We start from the raw sequence: 22,943 nt of genomic DNA on the forward strand, positions 1-22,943 counted from the left end.
TTGGATAATCAACACGCCTGCTGCAACGTATCTATTCAGCCCAGTACTAGCGAGATTTTCAGAATCCAGCACCAATAGGGCATTCCCAGTATCGAAAATGCCCTAGGAGGAATGGAGAATCGTTTGAAGAGGCTCTCCGCTTAGAAGTCTTTGCAACGATTCCCACACCGGCTTTCCGTGTTTTTGCAGGGTGGAAACGACGCTGCGGATGACACAGAAAGCCTCGGCATCGTCTTCCTGACGAAACGTTCCAGAGATTTTTTGTTTGACTTTCACCATCCGTAAATCGCGTTCGGCTTGGTTATTGTCAAACGGCACTTCTTTCTTTCGCAGGAAGAGAAGCGCTTCTTGCTTGCGCTTTTCTAGGCGCCGGATGAAATTTTCCGCTTTGCGGACACCTAGATGGCTGCCTTGTCGGCAACGTTCATCGAGTTCCCGGCGTCCATTCGAAAGAAGCTCGTCGTACACCGCTTCCCAATACCGGACTTTCTCTTCCGGCAAGGCTCCGCCCGCTTTCTCCACTGCCTGTTTCATCTCCAACAGTGCTTCGGCCATCTTGTTCGACCAAGAGTGCTGGTAAAGTTCGGTATATTCCCGAAGCTCCCGGAGATGATGGGCGTGGCAAAGGGCATGGCTCGCCTGCGTATACATCGGGTATACGGAATACGCATCATGTACCATCGTTCCTTTGTACCGTGGCAAAATCCCGATGTCATCCGTCGCTTGTTTGCCACGCGAGCGATGAATCCCGTATCGGGTTTCCTTGGAAGTGGAAGCGACGTGCACCCATTGTTTCGTTCCCTTCACACGCAGGCTCGTTTCATCGACGTGCAGCGTGCTCGAGGTGAGCAGCGCGGCTTCGATTTCTTCGATCGCTGCTTCTAACACAGGCTGCCACCGTCTCGTCATGTTCACGACCGTTCCGGCACTAATGGGATGATGAAATAATGTTTTCACCATCTCCGTAATCCGTTCGCACGGAATCAACTGCGCGTGATTCCAGTATAACAGGAGTGAAGTGATGACCGGTCCATATTGTACATGATTGGTGACATAGAAAGGGAACTCCGCCTGCTGGACAAGTCGGCATTCCGGACAACGCTTGATTTCCCGCTCATGTTGAGTGACTTCCATGCGAACCACTGGGAGGTCGAACACTTGGCGAATGTCTACTTGAAGTGGATCGACATGTTCTAAAGAGTGACCACATCCTTTGCATTGGGTCACACGGTGAAGGACTCGATGGTCAGGATTCGGTGCTTGGCGGAGCGTCGTTCCTTGGTGCCCTGGCTGTCCTCCCGGCCGTTTCTCCGACGGTTGGCGAGAAGGAGATTTCGCCCCAAACCGGTCAGAGGACGGCGGTAAATGACTATTCGTACTGTTTTTTTTCGTACGGGCTTCTAATTCTGCAATACGTGCTTTCAATTGCTGGTTTTCTTGTCTTAACTGTTTATTTTCGTTGATGAGTTTTTCGATGGTCTGTGCTTGACGTTCGATGTTTGCCACCATGCTTTCGAGTGTGAAGACCGCTTCTTGGAAGCCAAAAGCAACATTTGCCATTGTGTTCACCTCCCATGTCTATGATGGTAATTAGTATAGACAAGGAAGGTACGAACAAACCGGCTCTCGTAAATTTTTTCTATGTACGGGCTGAATAGTTACTTTGTTTTTGGCTATTTCGTTCGTCATTCACTTTTCAGTAAGGATATATTCCTTATGATAAAATGCAAAGTTTGTTAACAAAGCGCCATCCGTTATTCGGAGCATTGGTTGCTGTCGCGTTTGCGTTTTGCTCATGTTCTACGATCCCAGTTGTCGTATCGCTTTTAAACCAGAAGGTCCGTTTCGGTATTGTGATGATTTTTCTCTTTGATTCTCCTGTGCTCGATCCAATCATATTGACACTCATGGCTGCGACACTCGGAGTAAAAAAAGGAGAAGTAGAGATCGGAAAGAAACGAAACATGAGAGAAGCTTTACAGGAGACCTTTCACTTAATAAAAACGGTTTATCCATATTTGCTTTTGGGTGCAGGCATTGAAGCCATTATTCATGGTGCTGTACTGACAGAATGGATTTCAACCTATATGGGGGGTGATAAGTGGTGGCTTGTTCCACTTGCAGCAATCATCGGAATTCCTTTGTATATCCGCCTTTTCACGATGATTCCCATTTCACAAATGTTGATTGCAAAAGGCATGGCATTAGGACCTGTTATGGCGCCGATGGTTAGCTCAGCAGGGGCAAGCTTACCGGAGATCACATGATTACACAGTATCTTTAGAAAGAAGCTGGTCTTTGCGTTTGTAGGTTCTGTCATGACGATGGCAACGTTATCAGGATTTTTATTCTATATCATTTAAGGAGTGATAACTTATGAATCACGTTAATAACGATCAAATCCGGCAAAATGTCCGCAGCCGCTATAAGCAAATTGCGCTGCAGGAAGTAAATTCTAGAAGCTGTTGTTCAGACTCTTCCGGATGTTGTGGTACACCTAATGAGGTATCAGCAAAACTAGGATACTCGGATGAGGAATTATCTGCCGTGCCAGAAGGAGCTAATCTTGGACTTGGTTGCGGCAACCCGCTAGCAATTGCGGAATTGAACCCCGGAGATGTGGTGTTGGATCTTGGTTGTGGTGCCGGTTTCGATTGCTTTTTGGCTGCTCGTCAGGTCGGAGAAACCGGGCGCGTCATTGGTGTGGATATGACACCAGAAATGATCAGCAAAGCACGCAACAATGCTGCCAAGGGTGGCTTTACCAATACTGAATTTCGGTTAGGAGAAATCGAATATTTACCGGTGGCAGATGGTTCGGTGGATGTCATTATTTCCAATTGCGTCATTAATCTTTCTCCAGATAAGCCCCAGGTGTTCAAGGAAGCCTATCGTGTGCTGAAACCAGGAGGGCGCCTTGTCATTTCCGACGTTGTGGCGACGGCAGAACTTCCATCGGAAATCAAAAACAATATGGATGTCTTGTATTCGGGCTGCGTATCAGGAGCAGCATCGATTGGTGAACTGGAATCCATGTTACAACAGAGTGGATTCACACAGATCACCATTGAACCAAAAGATGAATCGAAGGAGTTTATCAAAGATTGGGTGCCTGGAGCGAACATCGAGGATTACATTGTTTCTGCGATCATTAAAGCAATGAAACCTTAAAAAATGTGGTGTAACAGATCGGAACTCGTTGGGGAAGAAAAGCGTGAGTGTTGCTAATGTTACATGGAAAAGGCATTAGGCGATTCCTAGTGCCTTTTCTGTATGAAAATAAGGAGGGATTTTTCATATGAACATTCGTAACTTTCGCAAAGAGGATTGGATGCAAGTGAAGGAAATTTACGAGCAAGGAATTGCGACAGGACAAGCAACGTTTGAAACGACAGCACCATCGTTTGAAAAATGGGAATCGACCATTGCCGCAAATTTATGTTTGGTCGCTGAAAACGAAGAAGGCATTCAAGGCTGGTGTAAGATAAGTAAAGTATCGGATCGCTGCGTGTATGAAGGGGTGGGAGAGGTGAGTGTGTATGTTCGAGATGTGAGTCGGGGAAAAGGAGTGGGAAAAAAACTTCTACAAGCTATGATCAAAGAATCCGAGGCAAAAGGATTTTGGACATTAACAGCAGGGATTTTCCCTGAAAACATACCAAGTTTACGTTTACATCAAAGTGTTGGATTTCGTGAAGTTGGTATCCGACAACGTATAGGAAAGTTAAATGGGGTATGGCGTGATGTGGTATTGCTTGAGCGTCGCAGTCCAGTTGTAGGTATAGACTGATTATGAATTTTATATTATGTAATCACTTTGTATATATAAAAGTGGCAGATTATTCTCGGATTCATAGCGAACCAAAATAAATCTGCCACTAGAGTTAGATCCAAATACAATTGTGTTATTTCCATATACCATTCTGTCAATGTACAGCCCCTCGTTGTGGGTTATGTCCTCCTCTGCAAAAAACAGTATATTTTGTTAATTGTATTTAACTTTTTCCAAGGCTCTTTTGTTATTGGATGAAACGAAGATCATGAATTAAAAAATCTTTTTTTATCGGACAGCTAGGAGTGTAAAGACATTCAGCTAACGATTGTTGTTGGAGTTTGTTTGCCATTGCTCCTTTAAAGAAGGCAATGGCTTTTTTTTCATTTGTTATTAATTTTAAATGTTCATTGTTTTTTCCGAATACTTGGAATTGCTTGATTACCAGCGGTGAGCAATAAAACAACGGCTTTGGAAATGACATTCCGAATGGTTCTAAAACGCCTAAGTCATCAAAAATATGCATAGGGAACTGATGTAAGGGAATTGTACTAATATATTTTAATTTTGGAGTTAGTGGCGGTTCGTCTAAGGCTGCTAGTTGAATCGCTTCTCTAAAAGCATGAATATGATCAAAATCGGGTTTAATCGAAAAACCAGCAGCGGCTCGATGACCACCGTATTTGGTTAAGAAATGGGAGCATTTCTTAATCACATTAATCATGGAAAAATCCGTCGCATTTACACTTCTGGCAGAACCGGCTCCTGTCAAGGAAATCACAATCGCTGGCTTTTTGAATTTATTGGCTATTTTTGCAGCAATGAGACCGATAATTCCGCTGTGAAAATCATCGCAAACAACAATAACATTTTGTTTGTACCATTGATTTTGAATAATTTGTTCCTCAATACGTTGGAATTGTTCTTTTGTCATTTGTTGCCGCTTTTTATTTAAAGTAATTAATGAATAAAGATCGGCTTTTGCACATAAAGGGTTGACTAGGATATCCACAGCTTGGTTTGGATCACCAATTCGTCCCGACGAGTTAAAAATCGGTCCAATTTGAAAGCTAATGGTGGAACTATCGACATATTTAATTCGTAACATCTCAAAGAGTTTTTTTAATACAGGGGTTGGTGTATAGTTCATTTTTTGCAATCCAAGTTTACAAATAATACGATTTTCTCCTTTGAGAGGCATTAGATCCGCAATCGTACCTAACGTGGCAAACTCAATAAATTCGTAAACATGTTTATCCCAAGGAATTTTTCCTGCCATAAATAGTGCCTGTACGACTTTTAAAGCGACTCCCGCACCTGCCAGATGCGGGAAAGGATAAGTGTTGTCATGACGCTTTGGATTAATAAACGCATAACAGTCGGGATGCGGACCTAAAACTTCGTGATGATCCGTAACAATGACATCCATGCCTCTTCTTTTTGCCACTTCCATGGCAGGGTGGGCACTTGATCCATTGTCCACTGTAATAATTAGAGAGACATCTTCTGGAATTTTTTCCATTGCTTTCGGTGATAAACCATATCCTTCACAGCGAAGCGGCAATTGATAATGGACATCTGCTTTAAATTTCTTTAAAGCCTTATACAGGATAGCTGTTGCTGTCATTCCATCTACATCATAATCACCATAAATCAGAATTTTTTCTTTTTGTATCAAAGCTTTAATAATGCGTATAATCGCTTTTTTCATGTCATTCATGAGAAATGGATCATGAAAATCATCTATGGATGGAAATAAGAATCGTGATACTTTTTCGGAATTGTTGATGCCGTGAATAAACAAGTAGTGCATCAGTACAGGTTCGATATCAAACTGTCTTGCCATATAGGTGATTAAAGCTTTATTTGGATGTTTTTCTAGTGGTGTATCAAACGGTACCCAATCCATACTTACCGTCCTCTCGTGAGTTGTAAAACCAAGCATATCTTTTGGCTTGAAAGACGTTTAATGTTTGAAAAAATTGATCGGATGGAATGCTTTTTGTCCCGTAGTATTCTTGGTAAAAACGTACAAGGTACTCTGGAGGACGGTTATATGTTAAATACTCCCTGTAAAGATCGATTGGTATTGGGAATGCGTTTTCGTATTCAATTCCTCCTTTTGACAACACAAAATACAATTCAAATGGCGTGTCGATTGCAAGAGAACTCATTACTTCTTTATAAAAAATGACCCCAAAAGTTTTGTAGGAGATCAGTTCTTTTTTCAGATGAAGCAGATTTTGAAATTGATTCGTGTTGAGCAATTGGCGTAAGGTGATCGGTTTCATGCTGTCAACTCCATTACTGAATGTTTAATACGATTTCAATATCCCTTTCATCAAGTAAAATCACTTTTTCAACAATCGTTTTAATGAATGATTTTGCTTCCGGGACTGGTAAAACATCGATTGCATCGATCACATTGTTTATTTTTTCTTTCACCATTGCCTCAAGCTTTTTTACATCCACGGAAGAAGCATTTTCCGCTTTCTGAGCTTCTGCAATGATTTGTTCCATCCGCTTTTTTTCTTCATTTAAATCTTCTAATTCAATGAGTCCTGCAGTGTACGCTTCCACTTTTCGTTTATAACGGTTTTTAGCGGTTCGAATTTTTTGCTCGATTGTGCTCTCTTCGTTTTCAGCAGCCTTTTGAATAAGATGAGGAATCATTTGGGAGTTAATCGAATCGGCTAACTTTAATAACCCATGTTTAAACCATGATTCCACATCGTCAGCGCGGTACTGTTTGCTTGTACACGTTCCTTTGTTTTTGTTAGCGGAACAACGGTAAACGCGATAGCGATTTTTCGCTGAACCTGACCAACCAATGCTCATTCCTGAACCACATCTGCCGCATTTTAATAGTCCACCGAGCAAATGCGGACTTGTCTGTGCTCGAGGTGCCATTTGTTTTTTATTTACTCTTTTTTGTACTTGTTCCCATGTAGCTTGATCAATAATAGCTGGACAAGCGTCTTCAAGGACAACCCAATCAGCGTCATCTTTTTTTACCCGCTTCGATTTACTGGAATCCATGCGGTTCCAAACCAGGGTTCCTTTATATACGGGATTCGTAAGCATTAGTTTAATAGCCCGAATCGACCATTCTTTTTTCTGACGAGAAGGTATTCCTTCTTCATTTAGCTTTTTAGCAATCGCATAGTAGCCGAGCCCTTTATTGAGATACCAATCATAAACTTTTCGAACGATTTGTGCTTCTTGTTCATAAATAACTAATTCTTTATTTACATCTAATCTGTAACCGTAAGGGCTTTGTGTTAACCATTTTCCTTGTCTGGCTGCGTGCAGCATGTTTTCAAAAACACGTTCCCGAATTCGTTCCCGTTCAAACTCGGCAACCGCACCTAAAACCTGTAAGGTGAGACGACCGGATGGAGTATTCGTGTCAAACGATTCACTAATCGAAATAAATGAAACGTTATGCTCCTGGAACATATCAATTAATTTCAAAAGATCCAATAGTCGTCGGCTCAAACGGTCCAATTTCGTGACTAATATTTTGGAAATTGTTCCCTTTTTTACTTCCTTTAATAAACGATTTAATTCCGGACGATCAAGATTCTTAGCGGAATAACCGTCATCGATAAAAAGTAGAGGTTCTTCACTCCATCCCATGGCTCGGCAATAAGCTTTTAGCCGTTCTTGTTGTTCATCGAGCGAAATCCCTTCCCGAGCTTGTTCGTCCGTAGAAACGCGGCAATATAAAGCAATCGATCTTTCTTGAAAAGTGTCTTTCATACAGATTGCCTCCAACACTGTTTGTCCCATATCCCATATATATGTGTGGATGAACCAAACAATGAGTTTGGGCGATTTGCAGGGTTGTCCCACCTCACTTTCTGCATATGTATGAGCAAAGGGGGAATACGATGGAAGATGTGAAAGTTCGCTTCTCCGTAAATAGCAGTTTAGGAAAATTTTCATTTGACGACATCCACGATCTTCATAGCCACCCCGTTGCTCAAATGATCCAAGAAAAAATGGTTGCATGGGAACAGAAGTTTAAGGGAAGCGCAATTCATCACCTATTGCATAAAGAAATCGGTCAGGAACAAGCCAAACAGATTCAAGTTGCCTTCCAACAAAAAGAGAGCCAACCGATCGATGGTTAGGCTCTCCTTTTTTGTTAATTTTATTCATGATTATAAACATATGTTTATTATAGTGAATAAAATTCCCAAAATTTGTTTATCATAAAATTAGCGAGTGGAGTTTTCATTTAAAAACAAATGAACTCCTCGTTCCAGTGTGGAAAGGAGGTAATCAGCGACTTCAGGGTGCTTTTGTTCCAATTCCTTTAGTTGTTTCATGACATGCTGGATCCGAATATCGAATTCGCTATCACTGGAATGTGTTGTTTCAACAGGAAGGAGTGAGAGTTCTTCTTGAAGTTTTTCGAGAAGTGAAAGCTGAATGGTATCTGTTTTACCCGTTTCTAAATTGCTGAGATAAGCGGGAGAAACATTTAACCGTTCAGCGAAAGCATTTAAACTGATTCCTTTTTGTTTTCTTAGCACACGAATTCGTTCTCCTATATGTTGCAACATATTCGAATTCCTCCATAAAAATGGCTAGACGCATGTATTTTCAAAGAAATACAGGTTTGGTTAGAAACAAAGGCTTTATTGTATTTCAACATTCATCCAAAAAAATCCTGTTTGTAAGCTTAAGTTTTAGAAAAACATCATAAATTTTTTGAGGAGAGATAGAAATGAAAAGAAAAATCCCAAAAGTAACTTGCCAAGTCGTTTCTATTCAATATGTTCATGATCCAGAGGCAGCTGAAAAGTGGTTTGACTTGTACACAGATATTATTTTGAAGCAAATACAGAACAGGCAAGAAACGAAAAGGGACTCGGAGGTGTTGGATGATTGAAAACGGTTGCTTACTACCGCAACTCGATTAGCAAAGAAAAGCAGAAGTTATCCATTGAAATGCAAATGCAGCATGTGCATGAGGTAGCAGCAAAAAACCGTTTATTGATCGATGATGAGTTTATGGATCGAGAAACGTCCGCCAGAAAAAAGAAAATGGAAGAGAGAAAGGGCATGGCGCAGCTAATCGAGGAAATAAAAAAGGGGCGCGTAAAAAATTTAATTGTGTACAGCCGTTGCCGCTTGGCACGAAATGTACAACAGTATATGAGTTTATATGATTTACTAAGGCAGCATAAGGTAAATGTCATTTTCGCAGCGGACTTTGAATTTCCTATGATGTATACGGCGGAGGCTGAATTAATTGAACGGATTGTCGCCGCCATGAACCAGGAAGATGCTGAAAAATTGGTTCAAAAATTGCAAGATTCTAAAGTAACTGTAGCAAGAGAAGGAAAACATGCTGGGGGACGTATTCCATTTGGGTATCGATCACCCCGAGAGGATCTTGAAGAGGATAAGGAGGAGTCTGATTGGATTTTAGTTGAAGAGGAAGTAAAGACAATCCAAAACGTTTATGATTTATTTTTGCAAAAAGATTTTAGCTCCCTCACAAAATTTGTAGAGATAGTAAACGAATTGGGACTGCGCTTTAAAGATAATAAGGAATGGAACTATTCTAATATGCAAAACGTTCTTACAAACCCTATTTACAAAGGAAAAAGAATATCTCACATAAAGGGAGAAGAAATTGAAAAAGATGTGCCGCATCTTAAGATTGTCGATGAAACAGTATGGGAAAACGTTCAAAAGAAAATGAGTAAGGTTGTAAAGAGACGCAAAAAATCAAAAGAAAATCAAAATGAAAACCATGTATTTTTATTAAAAGAGCTTGTTTATTGTGATGAATGTAATCAAGTAATGCATGGCAAGCCACATCAATTAAAGGGTAAAACGTTTTTAGTGTATAAATGTAAAAAACATTCCAAAGTGCGAGCATCAAAAGATTGGTTAGAAAACACAGTTATTGAACATGCGAATGAGTTCTTTAACCAAATTATTCATACGCAATTTGCGGAGGTTATTGAGAAAATATACAAGGGAGAAACGAAGGGATATATCGAAGCCATTAAGCAAATTGACCGTGAACTGAAACAGTTAGAGGAAAGTATGGTACAGAGAGTGGAGCATGCTCTGGCAAAGGAAGAAGAACTTCAATTAAACAAGTCGATGTTACAGATGTTAAAGAAATATGAACAAAGCTTGTTTGTTAAATCCGAATTAGAATCCAGGATTTTCGAAATGAACGAAAAGTTTAAGACGATACATGATTGGAAACAGGAATCATCGTTGAAAATGATTGATCCGGACATGGAAGACGATCAAAAAATAGAATTGCTGCAGGACATTATCTCTCGTGTTCGGGTCAGTAAAGAGAAAATTGAAATTATTTTCCGTCATCCATTATTTACAGGATTGGAGGGAAGGGAAGAAATTGGACTTATCTAAGATTTTGACACCCGGCATGAAGGGGGTTTTTTATGGTCGGCATTCCACGCATAAGCAGACAATGGAAACACAGCGTCGTAGCGCCTATGATTTAGCCGAAAAATATCAGTGTACAATTGTGGAGGAAATTCTGGACGAGGGAGTGTCTTCACGAAAAAAAGATCGTGAAGGATATAAGCGATTGATTGCTGCAGCTTATGAAAAGAAATTTGACTTCGTTATTATCTACTCACATTCCCGTATTGCACGCATACCTGAAGAACATGATCTGATACGCGCAACGATGCATATATTAGATATCCCAATCATCGAAAGTGAAACAGAAAGTTTATATGATTTTGGCGACACTATTTTTAGAGCGATTAAAGATGGAATAGCCAAATATGAGCTGGATAAAATCCGGATCAATACAAAAAATGCAATTGAAACGTTGGCGAAAAATGGACGATGGACAGGTGGCAGGGCTCCGTTTGGGTATCAGTATACTTCCAAAAAGGAAGGAGGAACTGAAAAGTTTGATATAGTGGAAGCTGAAATAGAATTGGTGAAAAAAGTGTTTGAGTTATATAAAAATCATCATGGTTTTTCATCTATTGCCAGACAGCTTCCTGAAAACAGTTATCGTGGAAAAGCATGGACTAAGGACCGTGTAAAAAACATCATTACGAATCCCTTTTATGCAGGTTATATCGCGATCAGAAGAAAGCACGAAAAGAAACACAATGCGTTAAAAGACAGAAGTGAGTGGATAATGAAAAAAAGTCCACTTATTCCGGCGGTTTTAACGATTGAAGAATGGGAATATTGCTGGAATCTATACAAAACAAAGAACGAGAGAAAAATTCCACCGAAACACTTTAAAACATCTTTTCTGTTAACAGGTTTGTTAAAGTGCCAAAATTGTAATGGGGGGTTAATTGGAAAAGATCAGCGAACGACGAGCAACCAGGGAAAAGTATATGGAAAGAAAGTGTATTTATGCAAATCATGCAATTATAAAATAGATGCAGATGATGCACATCAAACGGTATTAAAAGTATTCAGAAGTTATCAAGGTGTAGATACAGAGAAACTGATCTCGGCTGTTCAGGAAAAAGTGGAAACAGAAATTAGCAACATCAAGAAAAGTATTGAGGATTTAAAAGTGTCATGGCAAACAGAAAAACGAAAACTCCAGCTTTGCGATATTGAAATTGAAAAAGCCTTTAAAAGGAAGGAAGAAAAGGAACCTCACATCAAAATATTGATCATTACAAAAGATCGAATCCTAAACAAAGTTCATCAAATTGAACATTGGATTGAGGAAAAAGAGGCAAAAATAAAATTCTTAGAAGAGGTTCAAAAAAATGAAAATTTAATTAGAGATCATTTAAAACAATTTCAGGCTCCTGTCTCTAGCTGCAATGAAGATATGCGAGCGTTGTTCCTGTATTTATTTGAAGAAATTATGGTTAATAAAAAAGGACATTTGCAATGTAAACTACGTTTCAATTTAGATGATAAATGATACAAAAATCTCCTCATTTGCAGGAGATTTTTTTATTTATGTAATAACATATCTCGGTGATTAGGTGCATATATTGGTAGGTAAAGCAATTTTTCTCGGTAATTAAGGGTAGGACCCGATCGCGATCAGCCCCAAATTACCGATATTGATACGACTGAAATTCAAGAAAAACCTTTGATTTCAAGGGACAAGCTGGGGTTTGTCCTAATTTTATTATGGACAAGGAAGTCCTTTTTTAACAGTTCTCGGTTATTTGGATAGAGGAGATTTGGAAACTCGGTAATTAGGTTGGTTAAGTATTACTGTTACATCTTATCGATCCAATGTCAAAGATGATTAGACCAACTGTGTTGAAGAATATGTTAGTGCAATACCGTGTCAATGCTTAAAACAGAATAATGAGAATTAGAAAAAGAAATCGAAACTAAACAACAAGATCTAATTCTATTCTCATTACAACTTTAAACAAGGAGGAGAGAACTTCCTTGTTTTTTAGCGACTAAAGTAAAGTTACATCACTAATGTTATGATCATAAATTTACCTTGATTCAAAATTAGATTAGGCGAACAAGCAAAATTGTTCGGTTTTGGAGTAGTAACAAGGAAAATCCAAGGATTTGCAGTTCGGCAAGGAGGTAGTTGAGGGATATGAAGGTTTTATATTAAAAAGAATCAGAATACTAAATGGGTTTTTGTTGAAATAAAGGTAATTTATTCGTTAAAATATTGGTGGTATCTGCCAATTGGGGGAGGTTTAATTGTTAATTCCATTTTGGTTTCGTTTATTATTTCTTTTTATGTCTTATTTTCCTTTATTTTTGGTACTGTTTATAAAATTTTTTAATTATGAATTCCTTGTTTATTGTATTAAATATTGGAGGTTTATCGATATATTGTTTCTGTTAGAGATTAAAACATTAAATGGAGTAATGGGACTTATATCAACTTTGCTGCTGGTAATTTCATTATTATCGATATTGTTTATATTGTTTGAATTAAGAACCACAGAGAAAAAAAGGATTGGACAGAAAAAATATACCATTAAGAAAATACAACCTAGGGATAGGGATATATTAGTTTACCTTGTTACTTATGTTTTACCGCTGATTAGTCTAGATATGGATAATTTTAGGGATATAATAGTTTTATTTGTTCTTATTCTTTTAATATTCTGGTTATCGATGTATTCAGATTTACTTTATGTCAATCCAGTTATGGCAGCTCTAAAATTAAGAATATACGCTATCGAAACAGATTTAGGTGAAGCACTCCTTATTTCTAAAAATGATAAATTCGAGGAATGCTTAGGTAAAAAAATAATTTGTTATCGTTTTATTAGAGATAAAGAAACAGTATTAATCGATGGGAGTAGGGGGCAACAAAATGAATGATGAATTGATTTATGTAAAAGAAAAAATTAATGAAATGGAACATAACAATGATTACGTTTACCAGTTATTTATAGTAGGTTCTGTACTAAGAGAAGGAACACAATCTGTTTATGATGATTGTGATCCAAAAGAAATTCCAATCGACCAATCAGTACAAGATTGGTTGTTGGGAACCACAAAGGCTTTGCTAGAGGATGTAACAGAAAATTATCAAGTATTAAATATTAGAGAAGTTGACGAAGAAAGCGAGACAATAAAAAGATATATTGAAATAAATAATTTAAATCAACTTTATTTATGGACTCAGCGTATAAATAATGAGCAAGTTGAAAATGATGCAAGGACTTTAATAAATAGAGATGATTTTAAACCTAAAGTGTTATTAGCGAAACTTGAAATTGATGATGAAATGAAGGTTTATTTTTTAAAAATAATAAACGAAAGTGTATTTCTAAAAAAACGTAAAATACTTGAAGTTGTGGATAGAGGTGATTATCAGATCTCCCAAGAAAGAGACAAGAAGCTTTTTTTAGACGATCAATGGGACGGAATTATAATTGGTAATAATGTTCTATTGTACAATGAAAATAAAATTTTATCTTTGTTTAGATATTATGAAAGATTTAGACAAGCAGCAGATGAAATAGTCGAACAGATAATGGAAAAAGGGATTGTTTCAGATGATTCTAACTTTTTACAATTTGTTCAGTCTCAGATAAGTCTTCAAAAGAAGCTAGCTAAGGCAGCTGATTATGGGTTGGAACGCATAAAAAGAGAGCGTATTGAGGAATTGATAAATACTGGCATGATTAATTTGCAATTAGATGAGCAAGGCAGGATAGTCTGTACCACAAAAGAAGAAGCGCGATTGGTTATTGATGTAATATTAGACAATTTTGTTTCCTCTTTAATTACTGATGATAAATACCGAGCTATCAATAAAATGCGTATACAATAATTACTGTGTTTTGTTGTGTCAGTGTTGGAATAAAATAAGCATCTTAGATAAACGAAGGCTGGGCGACGTATTGGCATCAGCGCATTTTGCGCGAGATGGATTTGACGAGCGATGAGGCGATTGAATTTGCGAAACTGAACGCCAACGTCGTGCAACCGTCGCGCACTGGCATCAATCCGTATTATTTAGGACTGAAAATTTTTGAAGACATTGAAGAGCGGTGGAACAACCCGACTGAGGAGATGAAAAAATACGGCGTCAAGCCGGGGTCGGGGAGGGCGAAAATTTTTGAAGTGCGCGAACTCGAATCCGACATTTCGTTTTTGCGCAACTATTTAACGAAAGAGCTCGTCATGCGCGAAGATATGTATTTGTTCCAAAAACAGGGGAAAGAATATAAAATCGTCGACAAAAACTGGGAGCATATCCGCGACCAACTCGTCAGCATGCGGGTAAACGGCGGATTCCCGTATATCACGGTCAATGACGGCGATTATATGCGCAACGGAGAGTTGTATTTGAAGCATTGGTATGAAGGAATCGAACTCGATCTGAAGTATTTAGAAAAAGTGCTCCCATACATTTATCAGTTGTGGGGCCGTCCGGTCCATATGGAGACGGTCGTCGAGGAAAAGCCGATGTTGTTTACGTATGACGGGAAAACGGTGCATCGGAAATATTTATAACATGAGGGCAGGGATCTCCTGCTTTTTTTGTTTGTCACGATGAATATGTGAAAAATGACACAAATTATTCGAAATCATGCCGGATAGCGTCCCCGATTTTATGAAATAATATGAAGTGGATAATTTGTGATGGTTGTCACAAATTCTTCACCACTGTTTGTTCGCCCGGGGGGATGGATATGTGGAAGCGGCATGAAAAAACGCTTGTGTTCGTTAGCTTTGCTGTTGCGGCTGTTGTCTTGCTTTCCTTGATTGGCCGCTTGTTTTCATAAGGGGGGATGAATCGTGAACGGTTACGATCCGGTGCTGCTTAGCCGTATTTTGACGGGATTGACACTGACGGTCCACATCATTTATGCCACGATCGGCGTCGGGATTCCACTGATGATCGCCATTGCCCAGTGGGTTGGGATTCGCAAAAATGATATGCATTACATCTTACTCGCTCGCCGCTGGACGCGCGGTTTTGTCATCACCGTAGCGGTCGGCGTGGTGACAGGAACAGCGATCGGCTTGCAGCTGTCGCTTTTATGGCCGAACTTTATGCAGCTGGCTGGCCAAGTGATCAGCTTGCCGCTGTTCATGGAGACGTTCGCCTTCTTTTTTGAAGCCATTTTCCTCGGCATTTATTTGTATACATGGGATCGGTTCGAAAATCAGAAAAAACATTTGCTTTTGCTTATCCCGGTGGCAATTGGGTCTTCAGCATCAGCCATGTTTATTACGATGGTGAACGCGTTTATGAATACGCCGCAAGGGTTTGAATTTAAAAACGGCGAGCTTGTCAACATCGATCCAATCGCGGCTATGTTCAACCCAGCGATGCCGACGAAAGTCGCCCATGTGCTGGCGACTTCGTATATGACGTCAGCATTCGTGCTTGCTTCGATCGCCGCTTGGCATTTATGGAAAGGCAATCGTCACATTTATCATCGCAAGGCACTTCATTTAATGATGAAAACAGCTTTTATTTTTTCGGTAGCCAGTGCATTGATTGGCGACTTATCGGGCAAATTTTTAGCCGAATACCAGCCAGAAAAGCTGGCGGCTGCTGAATGGCATTTTGAAACGAGCTCCCATGCACCGTTGATCCTGTTCGGCGCGCTCCAAGAAGACGGGGAAGTGAAATATGCCTTGGAAATTCCATATGCCCTTAGCATTTTGGCCCATAACCATCCCGCTGCGGTTGTGACCGGACTGAACGAAGTTCCGGAAGATGAACGCCCACCACTGTACATTCATTACTTATTCGATGTGATGGTCACGATCGGGGTGTTTTTAATGGTTGTCGCAGCCGCGTATTGGCTCGGATCGATTTTCCGCTGGAAGTGGACGGCGAAAAAGTGGTTTTTTGGACTGCTGGTGGCGGGAGGGCCGCTGGCGATGGCTGCGATTGAGGCGGGATGGTACTTAGCGGAAGTCGGGCGGCAGCCGTGGATTTTGCGCGGCTATATGAAAACGGCGGAAGGAGCGACATCGTCGGCGCATGTGGATACGATGCTTGTGTTGTTTTGCCTTTTGTATATGGTGTTAGTAATTGCGAGCGCAACAGTGCTCATCCGTATGTTCCGCCGCAACCCGGTTGAACGGGAGCTGGCAGAGCGGGCCAATAACGGGGAGGTGGCGCCATGACGCTCGAAGTCATTGGCATTTCGGTGTTATGGCTGTTTTTGTTCGGGTACATTATCGTTGCCTCGATTGATTTCGGGGCTGGGTTTTTCAGCGCCTATAGCCATTGGGCAAACAAACAGCATATTTTGCACCGCATCATTCAGCGCTATCTTTCCCCTGTATGGGAAGTGACGAACGTCTTTCTTGTCTTTTTCTTTGTCGGCATTGTCGGCTTTTTTCCGAAAACGGCGTATTATTACGGTTCTATTTTGCTTGTCCCGGCGAGCATCTCCATCATTTTGTTAGCTATTCGCGGCTCGTACTATGCGTTTCATACGTATGGGGGGACGGAACGGAACTGGTATTTAATCGCTTATGGATTGACGGGGTTGTTTATTCCGGCCTCCCTGTCCATCGTGTTGACGATTTCCGAAGGCGGGTTTGTGGAGGCAGGCGCCTCAGGCGTTGCGCTGGATTATGGGAAGCTGTTTGCAAGCCCGTTGTCATGGAGCATTGTGCTGCTCAGTGTGACGAGCGTTCTTTACATTTCTGCCGTTTTCTTAACGTACTATGCGGACGAGGCCAAGGATGAACGGGCGCGGGCGCTGTTGCGCCGCTACGCTCTTCTTTGGAGCGGGCCGACGATGTTGTCAGCGCTGCTCATTATTTACCAGCTCCGCTACCATAATCCCGAGCATTACGCCAACCTATGGAATGTGGCGTGGATGCTGGTCATTTCCTTTTTGTTTTTTGTCATTACCGTTTGGCTGCTTTGGCGGCAGCGGCGGTTCGGCTGGGCGTTTATTGCGCTGTTGTTTCAATATGCGTTCGCCTTTTACGCCTATGGCATTTCACATTATCCGTATTTGTTGTACCCGTATTTGACGATTTATGACGGGTTTACGAATGAGACGATGGCTATGGCGTTGATCGTCGCGTTTATTGCCGGCCTTCTGTTATTAATTCCGTCACTTTATTTGCTTATGCGCCTCTTTTTGTTTAACAAGGCGTACGTTAAAGGAAAATGGGAAGGGGGAAAAGGATAATGCAAACATTTTTGATCATGTATGCGCCGATGATCATCGTCGCCCTGTCGATCATCGCCGCGTTTTGGGCTGGTTTGAAAGATGTGCACGTAAATGAGTAGACACAATTTCAGCGTCTTGGTAATGCATAGTTTGCCGCCAATCGCCCACACTAGCGGATGACAACGAATAGAGAAAGGATGGGCGATGATGAAAGAAATATTGGAGCGTGTGAAAGAGCAGCTGGAACAATCGTTTGACGAACCGCGCTCGACGAGTCTTGATGGGGCGATTCATGAGCTTGAACGGTTAAAAGCGAGCGCCGGGGATAAACGGCAAATGATCGAAGATGTCATCCGTGCGGTGACTCACGCGCGCAATGCGCGAATGGAGCTGGCCGAGGCGGGAGATGAATCGGCGACAAACGCTTTCGCTGAGGCCTATCGGGCGCTCGATCAAGCGATTGAATCGTACAGTGGCGTCGATAACGACCCGGTGTAAGACGGATGGGGGCCCCCTTGGCCTTCATCTGTCGGAAATACGCGGAAGGCGGATGGATTGCAAGCGTTTGGCTGACGTGTTATACTGATTGGCAGCCAAGTAAATACAGGGAATGTTTTCTAGGGTTCCGCGGCTGCTTTGCGGCCGGCCTGCGACCGAGAGAAAACGCGCGGCATCGCCGCGTGCACGGAGGGACAAAAGCCCGGGAGGAGCATCGTTTCGATCGTTCTCGCGGCTTTTTTATTTTCGCTAAAAAGGGAGGACGGGGCATGGCGTGGGTTTATTTAATAGTTGCTGGTTTGTTCGAAGTTGTATGGGCGATCGCGCTGAAATATACGAACGGGTTTGCCCGCTTTTGGCCTTCTGTTGTGACGATTGCGGGGATGGCGGCGAGCTTTTACTTTTTATCACTGGCGATAAAAACGTTGCCGATCGGCACCGCCTATGCGGTGTGGACGGGAATCGGAGCGCTCGGCGCGGCCTTGGTCGGCATGTTGTTTTTAAACGAGCCAGTCAACGCGCCGCGTGTGGCGTTTTTGCTTTGCATTCTTGTCGGAGTCATTGGTTTGAAGTTTACGGCGGGGCAATAAATTGGATTCATTTCTTGTCAAGAAAAAGAGTTGACAACAGGTATAAATATTGAATATCATGAAAATATAAAAACGAATATAGTTTCTTTTGTTAAAGGGGAGTAGCTTTAACAGCAAAGTCGTCAGTTCAGGGCGCATGCCCTCGGCTTTGTTGGCAACGGCGACGTTGTTAGCGAGACCTTTACCGATGTTGGTAAAGGTCTATTTTATTTATGGAGGCCTTTACCAAAGATGGTAAGGGCCTTCTTTCATTTCATGAAACAAAAGGGGGGAAGATAATCGTAAAGGAAGATAGGTTCGGTTTCAAAAGAACAAAAAGTGGAGGGGATGGCATGCGTAAATGGTGGAAACGGCTTCGCTTCATCGTCCATGTCCGGCGTTTTCTACCGTTTTTGTTTGAATTTTTCGTTTCTCATGAAGTGCCAATGCGAAAAAAATTGTTTTCCGTCGGTTTGCTGCTTTTGTATATAGCGCTGCCGCTTGACCTCATTCCGGATTGGCTTGCGTTGTTTGGTTTGATCGATGATTTGGCCGTCTTCCTATTTATTTTGCAACAAGTCATTAAGATGGCTCCGGTTTCATTAAAAGAAAAATATAACCTGTAAAGGGGGATTCTTCCATGGATCTGTTGTCAGTAGAGTTTTGGACGGCGTTGCTGTCGATCGTCATTATTGACCTTTTGCTGGCAGGGGATAACGCCATTGTGATTGGATTGGCGGCCCGCAACTTGCCCAAATACCAGCAAAAAAAGGCCGTTGTCTGGGGGACGGTAGGCGCTGTCGTCATCCGGGCGTTGGCGACGATCTTCGTCGTCTGGCTGCTGAAAATCCCAGGGCTTTTGCTTGTCGGCGGCGTGCTGCTTGTCTGGATCGCCTATAAGCTGCTTGTTGAGGGGAAGGGCCACGACGATGTTGAAGCCGGGGGAAATTTATGGGAGGCGATTCGCACGATCATTATTGCCGATGCGTTGATGGGGCTTGACAACGTATTGGCGGTCGCCGGCGCCGCGCACGGAAACTTTCTCCTCGTCGTTCTTGGGTTGCTCATTTCCGTTCCGATCATGGTGTGGGGCAGCACGCTTATTTTAAAATGGATCGAGCGCTTCCCAATCATTATTACGATCGGCGCCGGTGTCCTCGCCTGGACGGCGGCGAAAATGATCGTCGATGAGCCGTTTTTAAAGGCGTATTTTGCCAATCCTGCCGTGAAGTATGGATTTGAGTTGCTTGTTGTTGCCGCTGTCATTGTGGCGGGAACGATGAAAAAACGAAAAAGCGCCAAAGAGCCGCAACCGAAAGCCGCCAATGAATAATTGGCGGCTTTTGTGGCTGGGCAATCACCAAGCGGATGGCTATTTCCATTTCAGCAGCAGAAATTGCAGCAGCCATCCAATGGAGAGCCCGGGGATGACAGATAAGATCGGCAGCCAAATCGGTCCAAAAAACACGCCGCCGATCGTCACGTGCGACGAGTACATCAAGCCGACCGTCACAAAGTAGGCGGAGACGACAAACGGCAAAAACGAGTACGGCGTTTGCCCGCCGCCAGCGTCTTTAAACGCATCCCACATGGCAAAAAAGTATAAACATGGATAAAACATCAGCCATCCGATATCGACAATGCGGGCGGCCTCATCCGTACGTCCCAAAAAGCTGAGGCGGATGGCTTCATTGAAATGGGATTGGGTGTTAATCACAAATTCCAACGCAATAAACAAAATTCCTTTTATATACTTTTTGTTCAACAGTTGCCCGAATCCAGGCAAAGCAATGCTCCATAACAATGCTTCGATCGCTTTCACCTTCTCGAACCCTTTACTGAGATAATATTAGTTGATCGTTGCTTTGTCCGTTGCACCGTCAGATGGAGCTGGAGACAATCGATGGGTGCTTCATGGTCAGTTGCTGGTTAAGCCGATGGGTGCAATTACATTTTTTGCGCCAAAGACTTGTTTTATACTTTTTTGCAATAGGAATGCAGAAAAACTTTCCTATAGAACCAAACGATATGTTAGCTGAAGATAAAAAAATACTTTAAATTTTTCAGAATAATGAATATAATAGTGACGTAAAGGATTTTGACAAATAAATAAAGGGGGAAGCCGTGTGAAGGGGCTAAAATCGATTTTGTTATGGGGCCTGATTTCCGTCCTTGGGGCCGCAGCGTTTGCCATTTTGGCTTTAAGCCGCGGCGAATCGGTCAACGCCATGTGGCTTATCGTCGCCGCCGTCTGCACGTATGCGGTCGCTTATCGGTTTTACAGCCGGTTTATCGCCCGCAAAGTGTTTGGTCTTGATGATAACCGGAAAACGCCAGCGGAAGTGTTCAATGACGGGAAGGACTATGTTCCGACGAACAAATGGGTGCTATTTGGCCATCACTTTGCCGCTATTGCGGGTGCGGGACCGCTTGTCGGACCGATTTTGGCCGCGCAGATGGGCTATCTGCCTGGGACGCTTTGGATTGTGATCGGCGTTGTGCTCGGCGGAGCGGTGCAAGACTTTGTCATTTTGTTCGCTTCGATGCGCCGCAACGGGAAGTCGCTCGGCGAAATGATTAAGGAAGAAATGGGTCCGGTGACGGGCTTTATCGCAGCGCTTGGCATTTTGGGCATTATGATTATTTTATTGGCCGTATTGGCGCTCGTTGTCGTGAAAGCGCTTGTCGGAAGCCCGTGGGGGATGTTTACGATCGCCGCGACGATTCCGATTGCGATTTTGATGGGCATTTACATGCGCTTCATCCGTCCAGGGCGCGTTGCTGAAGCGTCGCTTGGGGGATTTGTGCTGTTGATTTTGTCGATCGTGGTCGGGCAATATGTCGCGGAGCACCCGACGCTCTCGGCGATGTTTACGCTAAAAGGGGAAACGATCGCCATCTTAATGATCATTTATGGCTTTGTCGCTTCGGCGTTGCCGGTATGGCTGTTGTTGGCGCCGCGCGACTATTTGAGCACGTTCTTGAAAATCGGCACGATTGTCGGATTGGCGCTCGGCATTTTCGTCGTCATGCCGGACTTGCAAATGCCGGCAGTGACGAAATTTATCGATGGCACCGGGCCGGTGTTTGCAGGCAACTTGTTCCCGTTCTTGTTCATTACGATCGCTTGCGGCGCGGTGTCTGGATTCCACGCGCTCGTTTCATCCGGCACAACGCCGAAGATGATTGAGCTTGAAAGCCATGCGCGGCCGATCGGCTACGGTGCGATGCTGATGGAGTCGTTCGTCGCTGTCATGGCGATGGTGGCGGCTTGCGTCTTGACGCCAGGGGCGTATTTTGCCATCAACAGCCCGGCTGCTGTCATCGGAACCGATGTGGCGCAGGCGGCAAAAGTGGTATCGTCATGGGGCTTCACCGTCACGCCGGATATGCTTGCGCAGTTGGCGAAAGACGTCGGCGAACAAACGGTGTTGTCACGCACGGGCGGGGCGCCGACGTTGGCGATCGGGATGGCGCACATTTTATCGAGCGTCATCGGCGGCAAGGCGCTTATGGCGTTCTGGTATCACTTTGCCATCCTGTTTGAAGCGCTGTTCATCTTGACGACGATTGACGCCGGCACGCGCGTCGGCCGTTTCATGATCCAAGACATTATGGGCACGTTTTACAAACCGCTCGGCAAAACGGATTCGCTTGCCTCGAACTTGATCGCTACGACCCTTTGCGTACTGGCGTGGGGTTACTTCCTGTACCAAGGCGTCGTCGACCCGCTCGGCGGCATCAACACGCTATGGCCGCTGTTTGGCATCGCCAATCAAATGTTGGCTGGCATCGCCTTGTTGTTTGCGACGACGGTTCTATTTAAAATGGGCAAAAAGGCATATGTTTGGGTCACGCTCGTGCCGACAACATGGCTTTTGGTCGTCACGCTGACAGCCGGGTATCAAAAACTGTTCCACGAAAATGTCAAAATTGGTTTCTTGTCGCATGCGAAAATGTTCCAAGACAGCTTGAGCCAAGGCAAAATTTTGGCGCCGGCAACGAATGAGGCGCAAATGCGGCAAATTATTATGAACGATTACATTGATGCGACATTGTGCGCGATTTTCATGCTCGTTGTGATCGCGATGCTGATCTCGGCGTTGAACATTTGGATCAAAGTATTGCAAAACAAACATGTGCCGCTCAAGGAAGCGCCGTACGTGCCGCGCGATGGAGAAGGAGCGAAGCACTATGCCTAAATGGCTGCAAAACGTTTTGGCTTATCGCCGGCAGTTTCTTGACTTGCTTGTCGGTGTGCCGAGCTATGAAAAATATGTCGAGCATATGAAAACCCATCATCCTGGCGAGCCGATTAAGTCGCGGAAAGAGTTTTTCTGCGAGGCGCAAGAGGCACGCTACAATGCTAAAGGCGGCAAAGTGTCGCGTTGCTGCTAGCAAACGGGAAGGAAGGAGGGGCGCGTTCCCTTCTTCCTTTTTTCTTCTTGTTCATCATCGCTGAGAAAATGTTCGATTGGCGGCATGGTTTTTGTGAAAGACGTTGGGAGCGTTGGA

The 22,943-nt window shown here is 42.9% G+C and carries 22 protein-coding genes, 2 pseudogenes and 1 riboswitch; of the genes and pseudogenes, 18 read left to right on the forward strand and 6 right to left on the reverse strand.

From position 1 onward, the window contains the following. Nucleotides 1-102: 102 nt before the first annotated feature. The gene (locus DI44_RS13260; RefSeq protein ID WP_011229486.1) at nucleotides 103-1,560 is read right to left on the reverse strand and encodes an IS66-like element ISGka4 family transposase; all 1,458 of its coding nucleotides are present in this window, start codon (nucleotides 1,558-1,560) and stop codon (nucleotides 103-105) included. A gap of 94 nt (nucleotides 1,561-1,654) precedes the next feature. Between DI44_RS13260 and DI44_RS13255 the strand changes: the two are divergent. The 3 genes and pseudogenes from DI44_RS13255 (at nucleotide 1,655) to DI44_RS13245 (ending at nucleotide 3,790) form a co-directional block, all read left to right on the forward strand. Next, nucleotides 1,655-2,363 (forward strand): annotated as a pseudogene (locus DI44_RS13255) (permease). A 13-nt stretch (nucleotides 2,364-2,376) separates the two neighbouring features. After that, nucleotides 2,377-3,171 carry an arsenite methyltransferase gene (locus tag DI44_RS13250; RefSeq protein WP_011230096.1) on the forward strand — a complete coding sequence of 265 codons (795 nt, stop codon included), beginning with the start codon at nucleotides 2,377-2,379 and terminating at the stop codon, nucleotides 3,169-3,171. Nucleotides 3,172-3,298: 127 nt separating this feature from the next. Then, nucleotides 3,299-3,790, forward strand: coding sequence for a GNAT family N-acetyltransferase (locus DI44_RS13245; RefSeq protein WP_033024774.1), 492 nt, complete (start codon nucleotides 3,299-3,301; stop codon nucleotides 3,788-3,790). A 229-nt stretch (nucleotides 3,791-4,019) separates the two neighbouring features. On the opposite strand, the gene recJ is transcribed toward DI44_RS13245, so the two are convergent. From recJ to DI44_RS13230, 3 genes are read right to left on the reverse strand one after another with little or no spacing between them, the layout of a single operon-like run. Further along, a complete protein-coding gene (recJ, locus tag DI44_RS13240; RefSeq protein WP_033024775.1) occupies nucleotides 4,020-5,681 on the reverse strand; it encodes a single-stranded-DNA-specific exonuclease RecJ in 1,662 nt (553 codons plus the stop codon). Then, a complete protein-coding gene (locus tag DI44_RS13235; protein ID WP_033024776.1) occupies nucleotides 5,662-6,063 on the reverse strand; it encodes a hypothetical protein in 402 nt (133 codons plus the stop codon). Before DI44_RS13235 ends, recJ begins: the two co-directional genes overlap by 20 nt. Nucleotides 6,064-6,076: 13 nt before the next feature. After that, nucleotides 6,077-7,534, reverse strand: a complete 1,458-nt coding sequence (locus tag DI44_RS13230) for a recombinase family protein (RefSeq protein ID WP_033024777.1) — start codon at nucleotides 7,532-7,534, stop codon at nucleotides 6,077-6,079. Nucleotides 7,535-7,665: 131 nt separating this feature from the next. Here DI44_RS13230 and DI44_RS13225 point away from each other — a divergent pair, with 131 nt between their 5' ends. Next, the gene (locus DI44_RS13225) at nucleotides 7,666-7,908 is read left to right on the forward strand and encodes a hypothetical protein (RefSeq protein WP_011230100.1); all 243 of its coding nucleotides are present in this window, start codon (nucleotides 7,666-7,668) and stop codon (nucleotides 7,906-7,908) included. Between the two features lie 87 nt (nucleotides 7,909-7,995). Here the strand turns inward: DI44_RS13225 and DI44_RS13220 are convergent, their stop codons facing one another. After that, nucleotides 7,996-8,343 (reverse strand): helix-turn-helix transcriptional regulator, encoded by a 348-nt coding sequence (locus DI44_RS13220; protein WP_011230101.1) that lies wholly within the window; start codon nucleotides 8,341-8,343, stop codon nucleotides 7,996-7,998. Nucleotides 8,344-8,507: 164 nt separating this feature from the next. On the opposite strand from DI44_RS13220, the gene DI44_RS19080 reads away from it, so the two are divergent. The 12 genes and pseudogenes from DI44_RS19080 (at nucleotide 8,508) to DI44_RS13165 (ending at nucleotide 19,761) form a co-directional block, all read left to right on the forward strand. Next, on the forward strand, nucleotides 8,508-8,672 hold the full coding sequence (locus tag DI44_RS19080) for a hypothetical protein (protein WP_011230102.1): 165 nt from the start codon (nucleotides 8,508-8,510) through the stop codon (nucleotides 8,670-8,672). Further along, nucleotides 8,669-10,180 (forward strand): recombinase family protein, encoded by a 1,512-nt coding sequence (locus tag DI44_RS13215; protein WP_011230103.1) that lies wholly within the window; start codon nucleotides 8,669-8,671, stop codon nucleotides 10,178-10,180. The genes DI44_RS19080 and DI44_RS13215 overlap by 4 nt, the downstream gene beginning before the upstream one ends. Continuing rightward, a complete protein-coding gene (locus tag DI44_RS13210; RefSeq protein WP_033024778.1) occupies nucleotides 10,167-11,687 on the forward strand; it encodes a recombinase family protein in 1,521 nt (506 codons plus the stop codon). The genes DI44_RS13215 and DI44_RS13210 overlap by 14 nt, the downstream gene beginning before the upstream one ends. 893 nt (nucleotides 11,688-12,580) lie before the next feature. Next, nucleotides 12,581-13,078 carry a hypothetical protein gene (locus tag DI44_RS13205; RefSeq protein WP_096225773.1) on the forward strand — a complete coding sequence of 166 codons (498 nt, stop codon included), beginning with the start codon at nucleotides 12,581-12,583 and terminating at the stop codon, nucleotides 13,076-13,078. After that, nucleotides 13,071-14,036: a Kiwa anti-phage protein KwaB-like domain-containing protein gene (locus DI44_RS13200; RefSeq protein ID WP_011230106.1), complete on the forward strand. Its 966-nt coding sequence runs from the start codon at nucleotides 13,071-13,073 to the stop codon at nucleotides 14,034-14,036. The genes DI44_RS13205 and DI44_RS13200 overlap by 8 nt, the downstream gene beginning before the upstream one ends. Nucleotides 14,037-14,083: 47 nt before the next feature. Beyond that, nucleotides 14,084-14,722 (forward strand): annotated as a pseudogene (locus DI44_RS13195) (SpoVR family protein); the annotation flags it as partial. 285 nt (nucleotides 14,723-15,007) lie between these two features. Beyond that, the gene (locus DI44_RS13190; RefSeq protein ID WP_011230108.1) at nucleotides 15,008-16,354 is read left to right on the forward strand and encodes a cytochrome ubiquinol oxidase subunit I; all 1,347 of its coding nucleotides are present in this window, start codon (nucleotides 15,008-15,010) and stop codon (nucleotides 16,352-16,354) included. After that, on the forward strand, nucleotides 16,351-17,379 hold the full coding sequence (locus tag DI44_RS13185) for a cytochrome d ubiquinol oxidase subunit II (protein WP_011230109.1): 1,029 nt from the start codon (nucleotides 16,351-16,353) through the stop codon (nucleotides 17,377-17,379). The genes DI44_RS13190 and DI44_RS13185 overlap by 4 nt, the downstream gene beginning before the upstream one ends. A 189-nt stretch (nucleotides 17,380-17,568) precedes the next feature. Beyond that, nucleotides 17,569-17,859 (forward strand): hypothetical protein, encoded by a 291-nt coding sequence (locus DI44_RS13180; RefSeq protein WP_011230111.1) that lies wholly within the window; start codon nucleotides 17,569-17,571, stop codon nucleotides 17,857-17,859. Between the two features lie 108 nt (nucleotides 17,860-17,967). Next, nucleotides 17,968-18,070, forward strand: a riboswitch (guanidine-I (ykkC/yxkD leader). Between the two features lie 58 nt (nucleotides 18,071-18,128). After that, on the forward strand, nucleotides 18,129-18,449 hold the full coding sequence (sugE, locus tag DI44_RS13175; RefSeq protein WP_011230112.1) for a quaternary ammonium compound efflux SMR transporter SugE: 321 nt from the start codon (nucleotides 18,129-18,131) through the stop codon (nucleotides 18,447-18,449). A 332-nt stretch (nucleotides 18,450-18,781) separates the two neighbouring features. After that, nucleotides 18,782-19,054: a YkvA family protein gene (locus DI44_RS13170; protein WP_011230113.1), complete on the forward strand. Its 273-nt coding sequence runs from the start codon at nucleotides 18,782-18,784 to the stop codon at nucleotides 19,052-19,054. A gap of 14 nt (nucleotides 19,055-19,068) precedes the next feature. Further along, complete coding sequence (locus DI44_RS13165) at nucleotides 19,069-19,761, forward strand: TerC family protein (RefSeq protein WP_021322501.1); 693 nt, start codon at nucleotides 19,069-19,071, stop codon at nucleotides 19,759-19,761. Between the two features lie 39 nt (nucleotides 19,762-19,800). Here DI44_RS13165 and DI44_RS13160 read toward each other — a convergent pair whose 3' ends face one another. Continuing rightward, nucleotides 19,801-20,250 (reverse strand): hypothetical protein, encoded by a 450-nt coding sequence (locus DI44_RS13160; protein WP_014194961.1) that lies wholly within the window; start codon nucleotides 20,248-20,250, stop codon nucleotides 19,801-19,803. Nucleotides 20,251-20,554: 304 nt separating this feature from the next. On the opposite strand from DI44_RS13160, the gene DI44_RS13155 reads away from it, so the two are divergent. Next, entirely contained in the window at nucleotides 20,555-22,630 is a 2,076-nt protein-coding gene (locus tag DI44_RS13155) for a carbon starvation CstA family protein (RefSeq protein WP_011230116.1), read from the forward strand. Continuing rightward, nucleotides 22,623-22,826 carry a YbdD/YjiX family protein gene (locus tag DI44_RS13150; RefSeq protein ID WP_011230117.1) on the forward strand — a complete coding sequence of 68 codons (204 nt, stop codon included), beginning with the start codon at nucleotides 22,623-22,625 and terminating at the stop codon, nucleotides 22,824-22,826. Before DI44_RS13155 ends, DI44_RS13150 begins: the two co-directional genes overlap by 8 nt. The last annotated feature ends 117 nt before the right edge of the window (nucleotides 22,827-22,943 follow it).

It is taken from the genome of Geobacillus sp. CAMR5420, from assembly GCF_000691465.1.
GTDB lineage: Bacteria > Bacillota > Bacilli > Bacillales > Anoxybacillaceae > Geobacillus > Geobacillus thermoleovorans.